At 64.3% G+C, this 16086-nt stretch carries 14 protein-coding genes; 8 read left to right on the top strand and 6 right to left on the bottom strand.

The window, feature by feature from the left end:
* Nucleotides 1-169: 169 nt before the first annotated feature.
* The gene (locus tag M1B35_RS16970; protein WP_268262575.1) at nt 170-2671 is read left to right on the top strand and encodes a fused MFS/spermidine synthase; all 2502 of its coding nucleotides are present in this window, start codon (nt 170-172) and stop codon (nt 2669-2671) included.
* A 56-nt stretch (nt 2672-2727) separates the two neighbouring features.
* On the opposite strand, the gene M1B35_RS16965 is transcribed toward M1B35_RS16970, so the two are convergent.
* Nucleotides 2728-3399 carry a DUF3313 domain-containing protein gene (locus M1B35_RS16965; RefSeq protein ID WP_268262574.1) on the bottom strand — a complete coding sequence of 224 codons (672 nt, stop codon included), beginning with the start codon at nt 3397-3399 and terminating at the stop codon, nt 2728-2730.
* Between the two features lie 215 nt (nt 3400-3614).
* On the opposite strand from M1B35_RS16965, the gene M1B35_RS16960 reads away from it, so the two are divergent.
* On the top strand, nt 3615-5981 hold the full coding sequence (locus M1B35_RS16960) for a tetratricopeptide repeat protein (RefSeq protein ID WP_268262573.1): 2367 nt from the start codon (nt 3615-3617) through the stop codon (nt 5979-5981).
* 28 nt (nt 5982-6009) lie between these two features.
* Here the strand turns inward: M1B35_RS16960 and M1B35_RS16955 are convergent, their stop codons facing one another.
* From M1B35_RS16955 to M1B35_RS16945, 3 genes are all read right to left on the bottom strand, one after another.
* Nucleotides 6010-6978: a hypothetical protein gene (locus M1B35_RS16955; protein WP_268262578.1), complete on the bottom strand. Its 969-nt coding sequence runs from the start codon at nt 6976-6978 to the stop codon at nt 6010-6012.
* A gap of 103 nt (nt 6979-7081) precedes the next feature.
* Complete coding sequence (locus M1B35_RS16950) at nt 7082-7600, bottom strand: DUF934 domain-containing protein (protein WP_123332524.1); 519 nt, start codon at nt 7598-7600, stop codon at nt 7082-7084.
* Nucleotides 7597-9270 (bottom strand): nitrite/sulfite reductase, encoded by a 1674-nt coding sequence (locus M1B35_RS16945; protein WP_268262572.1) that lies wholly within the window; start codon nt 9268-9270, stop codon nt 7597-7599. Before M1B35_RS16945 ends, M1B35_RS16950 begins: the two co-directional genes overlap by 4 nt.
* Before the next feature lie 265 nt (nt 9271-9535).
* Here M1B35_RS16945 and ccoN point away from each other — a divergent pair, with 265 nt between their 5' ends.
* The 3 genes from ccoN (at nt 9536) to M1B35_RS16930 (ending at nt 11690) form a co-directional block, all read left to right on the top strand.
* Nucleotides 9536-10963, top strand: a complete 1428-nt coding sequence (gene ccoN / locus M1B35_RS16940; RefSeq protein ID WP_123332520.1) for a cytochrome-c oxidase, cbb3-type subunit I — start codon at nt 9536-9538, stop codon at nt 10961-10963.
* A 24-nt stretch (nt 10964-10987) separates the two neighbouring features.
* Entirely contained in the window at nt 10988-11206 is a 219-nt protein-coding gene (locus M1B35_RS16935; protein ID WP_123332518.1) for a cbb3-type cytochrome c oxidase subunit 3, read from the top strand.
* A 94-nt stretch (nt 11207-11300) separates the two neighbouring features.
* A complete protein-coding gene (locus M1B35_RS16930) occupies nt 11301-11690 on the top strand; it encodes a hypothetical protein (RefSeq protein ID WP_268262571.1) in 390 nt (129 codons plus the stop codon).
* Between the two features lie 15 nt (nt 11691-11705).
* On the opposite strand, the gene M1B35_RS16925 is transcribed toward M1B35_RS16930, so the two are convergent.
* Nucleotides 11706-12197, bottom strand: a complete 492-nt coding sequence (locus tag M1B35_RS16925) for a hypothetical protein (RefSeq protein WP_268262570.1) — start codon at nt 12195-12197, stop codon at nt 11706-11708.
* A 363-nt stretch (nt 12198-12560) separates the two neighbouring features.
* Between M1B35_RS16925 and M1B35_RS16920 the strand changes: the two genes are divergently transcribed.
* The 3 genes from M1B35_RS16920 to M1B35_RS16910 all read left to right on the top strand — a co-directional run bounded on the left by M1B35_RS16920 (nt 12561) and on the right by M1B35_RS16910 (nt 15284).
* A complete protein-coding gene (locus M1B35_RS16920) occupies nt 12561-12992 on the top strand; it encodes a hypothetical protein (RefSeq protein ID WP_268262569.1) in 432 nt (143 codons plus the stop codon).
* A gap of 88 nt (nt 12993-13080) precedes the next feature.
* The gene (locus M1B35_RS16915) at nt 13081-13773 is read left to right on the top strand and encodes an aspartate/glutamate racemase family protein (RefSeq protein WP_268262568.1); all 693 of its coding nucleotides are present in this window, start codon (nt 13081-13083) and stop codon (nt 13771-13773) included.
* Between the two features lie 272 nt (nt 13774-14045).
* Entirely contained in the window at nt 14046-15284 is a 1239-nt protein-coding gene (locus M1B35_RS16910; RefSeq protein WP_268262567.1) for an FAD-dependent oxidoreductase, read from the top strand.
* Nucleotides 15285-15396: 112 nt separating this feature from the next.
* On the opposite strand, the gene M1B35_RS16905 is transcribed toward M1B35_RS16910, so the two are convergent.
* Nucleotides 15397-15870 carry an RDD family protein gene (locus tag M1B35_RS16905; RefSeq protein ID WP_268262566.1) on the bottom strand — a complete coding sequence of 158 codons (474 nt, stop codon included), beginning with the start codon at nt 15868-15870 and terminating at the stop codon, nt 15397-15399.
* Between the last annotated feature and the right edge of the window lie 216 nt (nt 15871-16086).

The following is a 16086-nucleotide window of genomic DNA, read 5'->3' as shown; positions in this document are numbered from 1 at the left end:
ATCGCCTGTTTCCCGTAGGAGCCGGCTTGCCGGCGATGGGGCCCTTGGGGTTTGTGCATGCTTTGAGATCGCCATCGCTGGCAAGCCAGCGCCTACAACGCTAAGGGCCGCTGTGTACTAACCTTGGGCGGCCATCGATTGTTTCGACTTCTGCATAAGGCCATGGAACATGAGTTCACCCCTCTTAAGGCCACAGTTTGCCAGCCACGTGCTGGGCACCCGCGCGCGATTGTTTCCGGCATTACTGTTGTTCGTTTCCGGCACCGCGGCGCTGATTTACCAGGTGCTGTGGATCAAGCAACTGTCGCTGGTGGTCGGGGTCGAGGTGTATGCCATCACCCTCGGCATCAGCGCGTTCTTTGCCGGGCTGGCATTGGGCGGTTGGTGGCTGGGCCGGGTTGCCGACCGGGTGGCCAATCCGCTGCGCCTGTACGCCGGGCTGGAATTGCTGGTGGCCCTGTTCGGGGTCGGCGCGACCCTGGGCCTGGGTCAGGCCGCCGAGCTGTTCGCCACCTTGCAGCAACAGGTCGGCCTGCTGGCCTGGGCCCTGCCCCTGGTGCTGGTGGGCCTGCCGGCAACCTTGATGGGCGGCACCCTGCCGGTGCTGGTCCGCGCTCTGGCGGCCGACCCCGGGCAACTGGGCCAGGCCGGTGGCCGCCTGTATGCGGCCAACACCGCCGGCGCGATTGTCGGCACCCTGCTCAGTGCCTTTGTCCTGATCGCCACCCTGGGGGTGCGCGGCAGTGCACTGTTTGCCGCCCTGCTCAACCTGCTGGCGGCCCTCGGCGCCCTCGGTTGTCAACCGCTACTGGCGCCGCCGCCCACGGCCAAGCCTCGGGGCGACGCCGCGCCCGCGCGCCTGGCGCTGATGCTCTACGCCGTTGCCGGCGGCGTGGCCCTGGGCTACGAGGTGGTCTGGAGCCAATCCATCGTGCAGTTCATGAGCACCCGCACCTACGCCTTTGCGGTGGTGCTGGCCACTTACCTGGCCGGGCTGTTTATCGGCAGCGGCCTGATGGCCCGCCGCGCCGACCGGGTGCGTGATCCCTGGGGCCTGTTCGGCCTGTTGATCGCCGGCGCGGGTTTGCTCGCCTTGCTCGAAGTGGCCTTGCTGGGGCGCTGGCTGATCCTCGCCCAGACCCAGGCCGAAGCCGCGCTGCTGGCCCTGGGTGGCAGCCCGTTGCTGGGCATGAGCGCACGCTTTGCCGTGGCGGCCCTGTGTATGGTGTTTGTGCCAACCCTGCTGCTGGGCGCCGCCTTCCCCCTGGCCTTGCGCCTGTGCGTAGGCCCGCAGCGGGTCGGCCAGGATGTGGGCGCGGTGGTGGCGGTGAACACCCTGGGGGGCATCCTCGGCGTGGCCCTGTGCGGCTTCCTGCTGATACCCCTGCTGGGGCTGGTGCGCACCCTCGGCCTCCTGGCCCTGGTGGCGGCCGGGGTCGGTTACCTGGCCGTGCGCCATGGCCAGGGCGTGACGCGCGGGCGGCGCCAGGGTTTGGTTGCCGTGGCCCTGCTGTCCCTGGCCGTGGCCTGGCTGACCCCTGTGGAGCGCCTGGCGCAGTTGCTGCCCGGGGCGCGCAATGCGCCGTTGGCGTTCTACGAAGAAGGCCGTGGCGGCACCGTCGCCGTGGTCACCCAAGGCCAAGGCAGCCGAGCGTTCCAGCGTCTGTACATCCAGGGGGTGTCGAACACCGGCGACGCCATGCCATCCCTGCGCTACATGCGCATCCAGGCCCTGCTGCCGCTGCTGATCCACAACGGCCAGCCGCGCTCGGCCCTGGTCATCGGCTTTGGCACCGGGATCACCGCCGGCGCCCTGCTGCGCTACCCCGAACTGGAACAGCGGGTGGTGGCAGAGTTGCTACCGTCGGTGATCAAGGCGGCGCCGCTGTTCAAGGGCAACTACCAGGCGGCAGCCGACCCGCGCCTGGACCTGCGCCTGCGGGACGGTCGCCAGGAACTGCTGCGCAGCCCGCAACGCTATGACCTGATCACCCTGGAACCGCCTCCGCCTTCTGCGGCCGGGGTGGTCAACCTGTATTCCACGGACTTCTACCAACTGGCCGCACGCCGCCTGGAGCACCAGGGCCTGGTGGCCCAATGGCTGCCCCTGCCGACCCAGAACATCGACGACTCGCGCGCCCTGGTGCAGAGCTTTCTTGAGGTGTTCCCCTACGCCAGCCTGTGGACCAGCGAGTTTCACGAGATGCTTCTGGTGGGCTCCCTGGCGCCCATCGAACTGGACGCCACGCGCATCGAACAGCGCTTCCGCCAGGACAGCGTGCGCACGGCCCTGCAAGACGTCGGGGTCAGTTCGGCGGCCGCCCTGCTGGCCACCTGGGTCACCGACCGCCAGGGGCTGCAACGCTTTGCCGGGGATGCACCTGCGGTGACCGACGACCGGCCGCGCATCGAGTACGCGCCGTGGGTCCGCTCCCGGGAAATCAGCCGCGTGCTGCCGGCCCTGCTGGACCTGCGCCAGCCAGCACCGCTGCTCAATGCCAGCGCCGACTTCACCCAGCGCATGAACACCCATGGCCAGCGCCTGATGCAGTTCTACCGCGCCAGCCTGCACGCCTACGACGGCGACCGCGAAGCCTGGGCCCGGGATATTCGCGAGGTGTTGCAAGGCGATGGGGCCAACCCCTACTACCGCTGGTTTGTCGGCCAATGACCAGGGCAGCGATGTAGCCGCTGCCCTGGAAGATCTCGCCCGGAACCGGGCCGAGCTTAGTTGCCCTTGAGCTTGAGGTAGGACTGGTGCAAGTCCGAGGCCCAGGCATCGATCACGCCTTTCACGTCATCGGCCTTGAGCACCTGGGTGTCGTTCTCCAGGGGTTTGCCGGTGCCTTTGCGCACCACTTGGGCCACCACGGCGTTACTGCCGCCATTGAGAAACACCGCTTCGGTGGCCAGGGTGGTTTCCTGGTCGCGAATGCCGCTGGCGGTGCTCACTGCCGCGGCCACCAGGGCGATGGGAATCACTTCATAGGGCTTGAGGCCTTCAGTCTTGCTGCTGACCGCCGTGATCGCCGCCCGCACCACAATCACGCCCGGCCCGGGGCCCGTGGCCAGCGGCAAGGATTTGCTCAGCTCGCGTTGCAGCGCCTGGTCGTAGTAACGGGTGATGTTGGACAAGGTGGTTTGAGGGATCTTGGCGGTGGGCTGGGGTTGCGGATAGAACTGGGTGGGCTCGATGTACACGCTGGTGAACTGCTTGACGTTGAGCTTGGGGTCGACCCAACGCATCACTTCCACCCCGGAAGGCGACTTGGCCTCCTTGAGCCGGCTGTAGTCCTTTAGAAAACCGGAATACTCGTCTGGTTGAGTCACGTTGCTGGAGCACCCGGCGACCCCGAGGGTGGCGAGGCACAGCGCGCTTAACGTCAATGCAAGCTTCATAGGTAACTCCTGTCGGTGACGCCGCCAAAGACTGGCTAATGGGAGTTACAGGTATAGCCAAAGCTCGACGGTTTGCCGCCCTCGCCGGCAATCTTTGTCGCGCTTCGGGAAGCCACTCACACTCGGTGATTTGACAGACCCGCAGACCACGTCAAAGCTGCACCCAGCCGGATGGCGTAGTTGGCAGCCTGCTGCCCTTGGATACGGATGCCTTAATGCGCAGAAAGAACAGCCCAACCATCCCCCCGACACCTGATGCCGTTCCTGGATTTTTCACCCGTTTTGCCTTTCCCTTGAGCGCCGCGATGCTGGTGCTGGCCCTTGCCGCACTGGGCTGGTTCCTCACCCGCAGCGCACCGTTGCCGAGCACCCTGCCGCCCCCGGCGCCGGTGCAGGCCAGCCTGCCGGCCAAACCCAGCCCGCCCCTCGCACCAGCCTTGCCAGCGGCGCAGATGGTCGATGAACAACAATGCCAGGGCTGTCACAGCCAGCCGGTGAAGGATTGGCAAGGCTCGCACCACCAACTGGCGATGCAACAAGCCAGCCCCCAGAGCGTGCTGGCGAACTTCAACGACCAGACCTTCAAGGCTGAAGGCGAGACCACGCGCTTCCTGCGCCGGGGCGATGAGTTCTGGGTCAACACCCCGGGCAAAGATGGCCGCAACGCCGACTTCAAAGTGGCCTACGCCTTTGGCATCGCGCCGTTGCAGCAGTACCTGATCGACGTCGGCGACGGCCGTTTGCAGGCCCTCGGCATCGCCTGGGATACCGAGAAAAACCGCTGGTTCCACCTCTACCCGGGCCAGGGCGTGAACTTCAAGGACCCGCTGCACTGGAGCCAGCCGAACCAGAACGCCAACTTCATGTGCGTGGAATGTCACACCACCGGCTACCAGCGCCATTTCGACGCCACCACCAACCGCTTCGATAGCCAGTGGAACAGCCTCGGGGTCGGCTGCCAGGCCTGCCACGGGCCGGCCTCCAATCACCTGGCCTGGAGCGCGGCAAAAAAACCGCTGCCCCACGCCGGTTTCGCCGTGGACCTCAAGGACCGCAACGCCACCACCGAGATCGAAACCTGCGCTCGCTGCCACGCCCGGCGCGCGCCCCTGGGGGACGGCTTCACGGTCGGCAAGCGCCTGATGGACGACTACCTGCCCAGCCCCCTGACCCGGGAACTCTATGCCCTGGACGGCAAGATCCAGGAAGAGGTGTTCGAGCACGGCTCCTTTCTGCAAAGCAAAATGTTCGACAAGGGCGTGCGTTGCAGCAACTGCCACAACCCCCACAGCACCCAGCTCAAGGCTCCTGGCAACGGCGTTTGCCTGCAATGCCACAACAGCGCCGGCAAAAGCACTGTGGACGGCATCGACGGCAAGGGCCTGCAAGCCAAGAACTATGACGCCCCCGAGCACCATCGCCACGTCCAGGGCCAACCGGGTTCGCAGTGCGTGGATTGCCACATGCCCGGCAAGGTCTACATGGGCAACGACTATCGCCACGACCACAGCTTCAGCTTGCCCAACCCGCTGCGGGCGAAAAAGCTCGGCACTTCGGACGCCTGCCTGAGCTGCCACCAGGGCCGCGAGGGCGACAAGATCAGCGAGCCATTCAAGCACTGGAGCCAGCACGACACGCCCCAGGCCCCGCGCTACGACGAAAGCCTGTGGCTGATCCGCGGCGGTCGCCCGGGCGCGGCCCAGGCCCTGTATGAACAGCTGCAACGCAGTAACCTGCCAGCCATTCAGCGCGCCACCCTGCTCGGCGAACTGCCGGGTTACCCCAGTGCCCAAGCCCTGAGCCTGGCCCGCAAGGACCTGGGCCATGGTGAACCGCAAGTGCGGGAAAGCGCCGTGCGCGCCATCAGTGCACTGCTGCCGCCAGCGGAGCGCACCGCCCTGCTCACCCCGTTGCTGGACGACCCGGTCAAGGCGGTGCGCATCGCCGCCGCTCGGGATTTGCTCGGCGCCGCACGCAACGGCCTGGGCCCGGCCCAGGAGCCCTGGAAGCGAGCGATTGGCGAATACGAGACCGTGCAATCCAGCCTGCTGGAACGGGCCGAGGCCAACCTCAACCTGGCCATGCTGTACCAAGCCAACGGGCGCAGCGCCGACGTCGAACCGCTGCTACGGGCGGCGCTGCTGCGCGACCCGAACTTCTTCCCGGCCCTGGTGACCCTGGGGCAATGGCTGGAGGGCCAGGGCCGCCAGGGCGAGGCGCAGCAACTGCTGGCCGAAGCGCTCAAGGCCCACGGTGATTCCGCCCTGCTGCAACACACCCAGGGGCTGGCCCTGGTGCGCGCCGGCCACACCGCCCAGGCCATGACCGCCCTGACCCGGGCCGTGGAGCTGGAACCGCAGAACCCGCAATACGCCTACGTGCTGGCCGTGGCCCTGCACGGCAATGGCCAGGTGGACGCCGCCTGCCGCCAACTGGAACAGCTGCTGCAACAACACCCGGCCCAACGCGACGCGCGCTTGACCCTGATCCAGTACTACCTGGAGAGCGGCCAGGAACCCAAGGCCCAGGTGCTGCTGCAAGGCTGGAAGCAGCTCAATCCGGGGGACCCGGCATTGCAGTAAAGCGCCCGGCTCCAACGCGGCGACCCACTCACCACGTCGACCCCGTTCGTGCCGCCCGATCACGCAGGGTGCTGATGCGCATGGCCTTGAGCAGGGAGACGGTGCCCACCAGGATTAGCACCGCGCCAAACGCGAAGTCGATGCCATACAGCTGGAAGTCGTTCAGCGGCCCCACCAGGAACACGCGGATCGCCGCTACGCCGAGCAGGGTCGCGAGGAAGTCGATGGCCGGCTCGTCGCGATAGCAGGCATGCAACAGCGGCAGGCAAATCACCAGCAGCAACAAGAACACCATCCACTTGATCGAGCTTTTACGCTCGATGGTCAGGGCGCATTCCTGGTTGCTGTAGGGCGGATAGTCGCTTTCGGCCAGGCCGCTGTGGCTGCCGTTGAAATAGGCCAGCGGCGAGTGCTTCTGGGTAGCGGTGAAGCTATTGGACAGGTCCGTGGTGGTGGTCACGTGGCGGAACTTCAGGTCGATCTGCTCGTTGCCCTTGAGGATGTACAGCACCGGGCGGTAGCCGTATTGATAGGTGTCGAAGGGAAAGGCCGTGGCCTGGCCGGCCAAGCGGATCGCCCGCGGCTCCAGTTCGCTGCTGGCGTTGCGGTTGGGGCCGGCGAAGTTGCGGATCAGCGGCTTGAGCCTGACCTCTTCCGGGATCAGCAGCACGTCGGACGCTGAGGTTTGCAGGCGCTCGAGCCGCAGGCGCAATTCATATTTGCCCAGCTCGTAGCGGTTGAAGGTGCGTTCGGAGACATTGACCACGCCCGACAGCGAGAAGGTGCCTTGGGCGGTGTTGCTCAGGAACAATGCCAGGTGGTCCTTCTTGAAAAACTGCTGGTCACTGGGCAACGGGTGACCGCAGGACGCGCCACTGTCAAAAAAGCTCCCCAGGCGACCGTCTTCGACTTCGCTGTAGAGGTAGAAGTAGCCGCCCCACAGCGCCAGCAGCACCGAGAGCGATAGCAAGCAGAGTATTTTTTTACCGAACGTCACAGCCATCCCTCATTTCCCTATGTGTCTTGCACGCGGCCGTCCTTCGGCCGGGCGCCAATATAGCAAAATGACATCATTGCGGGGTATGGGCTGTGACGCGGGCTCAACGCCGGCGGAACAACGGCCTGGGTTCGATCACCGAACGGCCGTAAAGCACGCTCATGCCGGCCAGGCCCTTGAGGGCGTCGTCGGCGCACTTGTCGGCGCGCACCGCAAAACTGTCGAAACCGCATTGGCGCATATGGCTGAGTTGGTCCCGCAGCACATCACCAATGGCCCGCAGCTCGCCGCTCCAGCCCAGGCGCGTACGCAGCAGATAGGCCTGGCTGTAGGCGCGGCCGTCGCGAAAGCTGGGGAAGTCCAGGGCGATCAGCGCCGCCTGCTCGAACCAGGGCGTGAGGCGTTCCACCTCATCGTCGGGCCCCAGCCACACACCGTCCCGTGCCGGATGCTGCTCGATGCGGCGCTGCAGCCACAGGGCCAGGGGCAGGATCAGCGGGCCCCCGGGCAGTTCACCCGGCAGCTCGCTCTGCTCATCGTTTGGCCGCTCGCGAACCAGGGTCCAGGGGTCATCCTCGACCCGCGTGGCGGCGCCGTCCTGTATGCGCAACAGGTTGTTCATGCCGAAGCCTCCAGCGCCTTGGGGTAGACCCGCTCCTTGAACGGCTCCAGGCCGATGCGCTGCAGGGTGTCGATAAATAGCTCGTCGCTTTCCCGGTAGCGGACAAAGGTGCCGATGATGCGCTCGATCACCTGGGGGATTTGCGCCGCGCTGAAAGACGGCCCCATCACTTTGCCCAGGCTGCTGGCCTTGCCCTGGGCGCCGCCGAGGGTGACCTGGTACCACTCGCTGCCGTTTTTATCGACGCCGAGGATACCGATATTGCCGATGTGATGATGGCCGCAGGCGTTGATGCAGCCGGAGATGTTCAGGCTGATGTCCCCCAGGTCGTGGAGGTAATCCAGGTTGTCAAAGCGCTGCTGGATGGCCTGGGCGATGGGGATCGACTTGGCGTTGGCCAGGGCGCAGAAGTCGCCGCCGGGGCAAGCGATGATGTCGGTCAGCAAGCCGACGTTGGCGCTGCCCAGGCCCTGTTCGCAGGCCCGCTGCCACAAGGCGAACAGCATTGACTTGGGCACATCGGGCAAGACGATGTTCTGCTCATGGGCGATACGGATTTCGCCAAAACCGAACTGCTCGGACCAGTCGGCCACCGCGTCCATCTGCTCGGCGCTGACGTCCCCCGGTGGCGCGCTGATGCCGGGCTTGGTGGACACCACCACGCTGACGTAGCCCGGCACCTTGTGCGATTGCACGTTGCGCGCCACCCAGCGGGCAAAGTCCGGGTGCTCAGCCAAGCGACTGCCGTACTCCAGGTCGGTGTCGGACAGGCGTTGGTAGACCGGCATCACAAAGGCATCGGCCACGCGCCGGTACTCGTCGTCGGTGAGCTGGGCCGGGCCGTCCTTGAGGTGCTGCCACTCCTCCTCCACTTCCGCGGCAAAGGCCTCGATGCCCAGGGCCTTGACCAGGATCTTGATCCGCGCCTTGTACTTGTTGTCGCGTCGGCCGTGGCGGTTGTAGACCCGCAACACCGCCTCGACGTAGGACAGCAAGTGCTGCCAGGGCAAGCCTTCACGGATCTGCAAACCGAGGATCGGCGTGCGCCCCAGGCCGCCGCCGACCATCATCCGCAGCAGCATCTGGCCCTCGGCGTCGCGGTAAAGATAGAGGCCAATGTCGTGCATCATGATCGCCGCCCGGTCCTGCTCGGCGGAGCAGATAGCGATCTTGAATTTGCGTGGCAGGAAGAGAAATTCCGGGTTGATGGTCGACCACTGGCGCAGGATCTCGGCCAGGGGGCGCGGGTCCAGCAACTCATCGGCGGCGACCCCGGCGAAGGCTTCAGTGGTGATGTTGCGCACGCAGTTGCCGGAGGTCTGGATGGCGTGCATCTGCACCTGGGCCAGGCGCTCGAGGATGTCCGGCACCTGGTCCAGTTCGATCCAGTTGAACTGCAGGTTCTGGCGGGTGGTGAAGTGCCCGTAACCTCGGTCGTAATCCCGGGCGATGCCGGCCAGGGTGCGCATCTGCGTGGCGCTCAGGGTGCCGTAGGGGATCGCCACCCGCAGCATGTAGGCATGCTTTTGCATGTACAGGCCGTTCTGCAGGCGCAGCGGCAAGAACTCTTCCTCACTCAGTTGCCCCGCCTGGAAGCGTTCGACCTGATCGCGAAACTGCGCCACCCGTTCAAAGACCAGGGCGCGGTCATAGTCGTCGTATTGATACATGGGCCTACCTCATCAGTGCTGATCGTGCTCTGCGGCGCGTTGTACGAGGGGGCGACTATGCACCTGCGGCTCAGGTGGTTACAGATTCAGGTAAAGACGAAAAAACCATATCAGACGCTGCCCCATAGCTGTGGACAGGCCACGGATCTGATCCGCATTAATGCCGTTTTTCTGAGCCTGTTTTGTTTTTGCCCGGCTTTCTACAGTGCGCCTCGTGCCAGACCGGGTGGCCTGGCAAGACTTCGCAACCGTGGAAGCATTGACCATGAACACAGCAACAATCGGACAGGCCTACAACTACAAGGTGGTGCGCCAATTCGTCGTGGCCACCGTGGTCTGGGGCGTGATCGGCATGGCCATGGGCGTATGGATCGCCTCGCAACTGGTGTGGCCCGAGATGAACCTGGACCTGCCCTGGACCACCTTCGGCCGCTTGCGCCCGCTGCACACCAGCCTGGTGATTTTCGGCTTTGCCGGCAGCGCCCAGTTCGCCGCCAGCTACTACGCGGTGCAGCGCACCTGCCAGGTTCGGCTGTACAGCGACACCCTGGCGGCCTTCACCTTCTGGGGCTGGCAGTCGGTGATCGTGATCATGCTGGTCAGCCTGCCCCTGGGCTACACCACCACCAAGGAGTACGCCGAGATCGAATTCACCGGCGCGGTGTGGATGGCCGTGGTCTGGGTGGCCTACGCCGTGGTGTTCTTCACCACCGTGGTGCAGCGCAAGACCAAGCACATCTACGTCGGCAACTGGTTCTTCGGCGCCTTTATCCTGGTGATCGCCATGCTGCACGTGGTCAATCACCTGTCGATCCCGGTGGACTGGTTCAAGTCCTACCCGGTGTATTCCGGGGCCACCGACGCCATGGTGCAGTGGTGGTACGGGCACAACGCGGTGGGCTTTTTTCTCACCACCGGCTTCCTCGGCATGATGTATTACTTCGTGCCCAAGCAGGTCGGGCGCCCGGTGTATTCCTATCGGCTGTCGATCGTGCACTTCTGGGCGCTGATTACGCTGTACATCTGGGCCGGCCCGCACCATTTGCACTACACCGCGCTGCCGGACTGGGCCCAGTCCCTGGGCATGGCCATGTCACTGATCCTGCTGGCGCCGAGTTGGGGCGGGATGATCAACGGCATGATGACCCTCTCCGGCGCGTGGCATAAATTGCGCACCGACCCGATCCTGCGCTTCCTGGTGCTGTCCCTGGCCTTCTATGGCATGTCGACCTTCGAAGGGCCGATGATGGCGATCAAGACGGTCAACGCCCTGTCCCACTACACCGACTGGACCATCGGCCACGTGCACGCGGGCGCCCTGGGCTGGGTGGCGATGATCACCTTTGGCGCCACCTACCACATGATTCCCAAAGTCTTCGGCCGCGCGCAGATGCACAGCACCGCGCTGATCAACCTGCACTTCTGGCTGGCAACCATCGGCACCGTGCTCTACATCGCCTCGATGTGGGTCAACGGCATCACCCAGGGCCTGATGTGGCGCGCGATCAACGAGGACGGCACCCTCACCTACTCCTTTGTCGAAGCCTTGCAGGCCAGCCACCCGGGATTTGTGGTGCGCTTTACCGGCGGCGTGTTCTTCCTCGGCGGCATGCTGCTGATGGCCTACAACACCTGGCGCACCGTACGCGTGGCCGACCCACGGCTGGCCGCCAGCGAAGCGCAGATCGCCTGAACCGACCCTGGAGGAACGAAGCACATGGACGCGTTACTCAACCTGCTGGGGGTGGCCAGCCTGTACCTGATCGTCGAGTACTGCCTGGCCCGGCACAGCCCGCAACACCTGGAAGAGGCCAGCCTGCTGCCCTTTGCCGACGACCCGGACGTGGCGCGCCGGGTCGAGCTGGCCACCGGGCGCAAGGTCCAGGCCGTGGCACCGCCCGCGCCCCGTCCGGGCTGGGGTGAGATCGAGGCCTGAGGCACAAGCGGGAACGCTGGGTGGCGCGGCAACCCTGGTCAGCCCGAGGCCCGTGCTTTAGCATGCCGCGCCCACCCCTGCTGAGTTCTGTGCCATGCGTACCTTGCTGACGGCGCTTGCCATCACCGGCCTGGCCCTGAGCCTCAATGGCTGTGCGTTGGCCTTTCTGCCCGGCTGCTACCTGCGCAGCAGCCCGACACTCGAACCCGCGCAACTGCCCCCGGTGCTCCAGGGGCAAGCGCTGGCCATTCGCTTGACGCTAACGGGGGGGCGGCCGACCGGCCTCTACGTCGACCCGAAGACGCCCTTGCCCCCTGGCCTGACGCTGACCTATCGGCCCGACGAAGGGGATGCCGAGCTCAGCGGCCGCCCGACCACAGCCGGCGACTATGCCTTTACGGTGTATGGCATGACGGCCGGCACCCAATGCACCGGGCAGGTTGCCGAGCGCCACTACCCACTGCGTGTGTTGGCGCCCGACTGAGAACGCCAGCCCGGGCTAGCTGCGTTCGCGGGGGATCAGGCTTTGCAGTTGCGAGGCCAGGAAATTGGCATCAAAGACAAAGGTGTCCGGCGGCTGCAGGCCGTTGGTCTTGCGCCATTGCCAGATGCCGGTGGCGTCGAACACCAGGGACACGCTGCCATAACGGGCGGCGGTCAGGCCCATCACCGCCAGTGCGATCTGGCCGTTGGTGCCCATCACTTCCGGGACGATTTCCACGGTTTTGCCGGCAATCTGGATGGTCAGCTTCTCGGTCTTGAAGATCGAGGCCTCCGGCGCCGAACCGACACTGCACGCCACATAAGGGTCGCGGCTGAACTCCAGCAGGCCGGGCATGCGCACCGGTGCCAGCCATTGTTCGATCAGCCCGAACAGCTCGCCGATGCGGGTGCCCCAGGCCTGGAACTGGGTATCGAATACTTGCTTCTTGTGGGCTTCGCTTTGCGCGTAGTGCCTGAGCATTTCGCCCAGTTGCTGTACATCGTCCATTGCGCGATTCCTCAACCTCGACCTTCAGATACTGCCGGTCGCAGGGGCCGATCATGGCAGATGCGCCCGCCCGGCGTTGGCTTAATACCGCGAACGGTACGGGCCCGGGGTCAGGGCGAGGACCTGGCGCACGGTCTGCACCCAAATTTCGACCATCCAAGCGCGGGCGTGATGCCGATGACGCGGCGAAAATCCCGCAGCAAGCGCACTCACAACTTGTATCGCGCCGCCATCTCTGAAATCGTCTGTCCCCTTGACCACAACGCCCAGCCCCATGAACCCGCACCTCGCCCAGCTTATTTCCGACTACCAAGCCGGCCTCCGCACGGCTGTCGAATGGATGCCGCCACCCGGAAGCCCATCATGAAGTTCACCTCAGCCGGTCACGTCATCGACCCACGAACCGTCAGCTATCGCAGCCTGGGCTTCGGCGAGGCACCGACAACCCCGGCAACGCCCTATGAGCTGTGCATCAACCACAGCGATCTGCCGCACAGCTTTCTGGAATGCGCCGACACCTTTACTGCCGAATGCAAAACCGACGATCAGGCCCAAGGCTTTATCGACATCCCGGAGCTTGCAGCGCTGAACTACCCAAGCTTCAGGGAACTCCTGAAACGCCACCCCGACCTGGCCGCACGCCTGGTCCAGGACTACCTGTATTTCGAGTTGTTCTTTTCCCTGTTCCCGAACGCCAGCGACCTTAAAGTGGTGATAAACAGCATCACCCACGTCGACTCCAAAGAAGGCGTCATCAGGCTGACAGGCGAGACATACGCGGCCAGAAAACCATGAAAACGCCCTGGTTTCAGGGCCACGGGACACGCCTGGATGAACCGCCTTCGGCCCCACCACAAACAGTCAACGACAGGAGCCACACCCCATGCGCACTATTGGCCTGATTGGCGGCATGAGCTGGGAATCCAGCGCCGAATACTATCGATTGATCAACCAGCAGGTGCGCGACCGCCTGGGACCGCTGCGTTCGGCGCAGTTGCTGATGTACAGCGTCGACTTTGGGCCGGTCGAACAGGCCCAGCACGCTGGGCGCTGGGACGACGCGGCGCAGATCCTGGTGGACGCCGCGCAGCGCCTCCAGGCCGGGGGCGCCGAGTGCATCGTGCTCTGCACCAACACCATGCACCGCGTGGCTGAGCACATACAGGCGGTCGTCAGCCTGCCCTTCCTGCACATCGCCGACCCGGCCGGCCAGGCCGCACTGGACCTGCAACTGACCACCGTCGGCCTGCTGGGCACCGCCTTCACCATGGAGCAGGACTTCCTCAAACAACGCCTGGCCGCCCAAGGCCTCAAGGTTCTGGTGCCCGAGCCGGAGGAGCGCCAAGCCGTGCACCGGATCATCTACGACGAACTGTGCGTGGGCGTCATCAACCCCGACTCACGCCAGCGCTACCAAGCGGTGATCGCCGCCCTGCAAGCCCGCGGCGCCCAGGCCGTGATACTCGGCTGCACCGAAATCAGCCTGCTGGTCAAACCCGAACACAGCCCCCTGCCCCTGCTCGACACCACCGAATTGCACGCCCGCGCGGCGGTGGCGTTTGCCTTGGGGGAGTAAGCGGTTGCGGGGTGACGGGGGCGGAACGCGGAACGCCCCCGGCGGCATTCCCACGGGGAACCTAGCCACCAAAAACGTCGTTGCAGCCTCGCGCGCAAAACGGCGTGCGTGTTCACAGTTCAAACGAATAATCCAGATACCTGGGATCGCGCTTGGCGATACCTGATAACGCAGGAAGCGATTGGCGCACGCTGGCCCGGCGTCGCTAAGGTTGACCCCGCGTTGCGCTGAAGCGCCAACGACGGACATAACAACAAAAAAGGTACCAACAGATGAGTGCATCCAACCTCGGCACCCCCATCAGCCTGGGCACAAAGGGCAAACGCGTGGCCGTTATCGGCGCCGGCCCCGGCGGCCTCGCGGCGGGCGTGGCCCTGCATAAAGCCGGCTTTGACGTGAAGGTATTCGAACGCCACCCCGAACTGCGCCCATTGGGCGGCGCCATCATCCTCAACGCCACGGGCATCGTCATCCTGCGCAACCTGGGCGTGCAGGTGGACGACATCTTCGCCGCCGGCCTGCCCGAGTTTCGGCGTTATGACGGCCGGGTTCGCGTCAACTTCGACATCGATATGGAGCTGATGCAACAGGCCGGCGTCAGCGGCTGGCAGTCGGGCATGATGCGCTCGGAACTCTATGAACGCCTGCTGGCGGCGGCGCCGGCCGACATGGTGGTGGCCAACCACGAGTTCAGCCATTACAGCGAACATGAGGCCGGCGTCAGGCTGCACTTCACCCAGGGCCAGAGCTACGAAGCAGACCTGGTGATTGGCGCCGACGGCCTGCAGTCAAAGGTCCGCGAACAACTGTGGGGCCCCTCGGCACTTAAACACCTGGGCATCGCCGTGTGGCTGGGCTGGTGCGAACTGCAAGGGCCCGAACGCAAGAAAATCGTCATCCAGCACAACCACGCCTACCAAATGGGCTACGCCCCCCTTCGCTACAAAGGCAAAGACTGCTTTGAATGGTGGTTCGTCGAAAAATGCACCGAACACCAAGCCGAACCCGCCGACCCGGCCCGCTACGTGCGCGAACGCATCAGCGACTTCGCCTACCCCGTGCCACAGATCCTGGAAGCCACCGACACCTCCCACAACCTGTTCCGCTGGGTGGTGAAATACCGCAAACCGCTCAAACAATGGTCCAAAGGCCGCGTCAGCATCCTGGGCGACGCCGCCCACCCCACCTCGCCCTACGCCGCCTACGGCGCCGGCATGGCCATTGAAGACGCGCACTTCCTGGCCAGCTACCTCAAAGGCCGCGACCTCAGCGACCTCAACGCGCTGCAGGCCGGGCTGCAACGCTACGACGACCAACGAGTCGACTACACCAACCAGACCACCGCCTTCGCCCGCTTCCTCGGCCGCCTGTACCACGGCGTCCCCGCCCCCTTTAACCACCTGCGCGACCTGTTTCTCGACCACTCAGGCCTGCCGGCAAAGATGATCAGCAAAGGCGTGACCCGCGAAGCGCAGGCGTTGTTAAGGGCGGTGCTGAGTTCGGGGGATTGAGTAATGACGCGAGGAAAACGGAGAGAACGTCCATAACGGACGTTGGCTGACATTTAATCCAGGGCGAGGCTTATGCCCGCCCTCGATTAGACACAGTGAAGGGCTGCGAGCCTTACTGAACGTTGTTGAATCGCACCGGCTCTGGCCCAGTGTTTACCTTTTTGATAACCACTGTCCCTGCAAGCTTGTCATGCCAGCCTTGCTTGCGCTTATCAAAAGCCACCCAGAACAGCCCCAGAAACAGGGGAACGATAGAGACAAAGTACGCGAAGTAACGGCCTACCAATTGCGCAGTACTGGCGGGCTCCCCGGTTGTGGCATCGACTATTTTTGCCGAGATTGCCATCTTCCCTGGCGTAGCTTGTTTAAAAATCCAGAAAAGTATCACTGCAATAGCGGGTAAAACCCACGAGATCAAGAAGTCACCCGGACCTGCGACGATACCCAGGTCTTCCGAGGTGAAGTAAGACCAACCGTATATCGATACAAGAAGAGGCGTTGTTATCAGCATCATTAGGATCGTATCGATAATTGAAGCGCCCGTTCTTGCCCAAAAGCCCGCGTATTCCAGTCCTTGATTTTGCATTTTTAGTGCTTCCTTGTTGGTGATGATGCTTGACGATTAAGCCAAGGGACCACGCCCATGGCCTCTCCTTTAGCGCCCTGTACGGCCGCAGTGTGTGAGAGAGGTTTATGGTGTGGAAAAACCCGAACCCTGCTGGCCGCGCCCCTGAAACTAACCATCAGTTTTTTTGTTGGCCGACCCTGTATCGGCCGCTCCAATCAACTCCTTACACGCTTG

It is taken from the genome of Pseudomonas morbosilactucae, assembly GCF_023241665.1.
Classification (GTDB): domain Bacteria; phylum Pseudomonadota; class Gammaproteobacteria; order Pseudomonadales; family Pseudomonadaceae; genus Aquipseudomonas; species Aquipseudomonas morbosilactucae.
The sequence above is the reverse complement of the archived record's forward strand: the minus strand, read 5'-3'. Positions and strand labels throughout refer to the sequence as shown.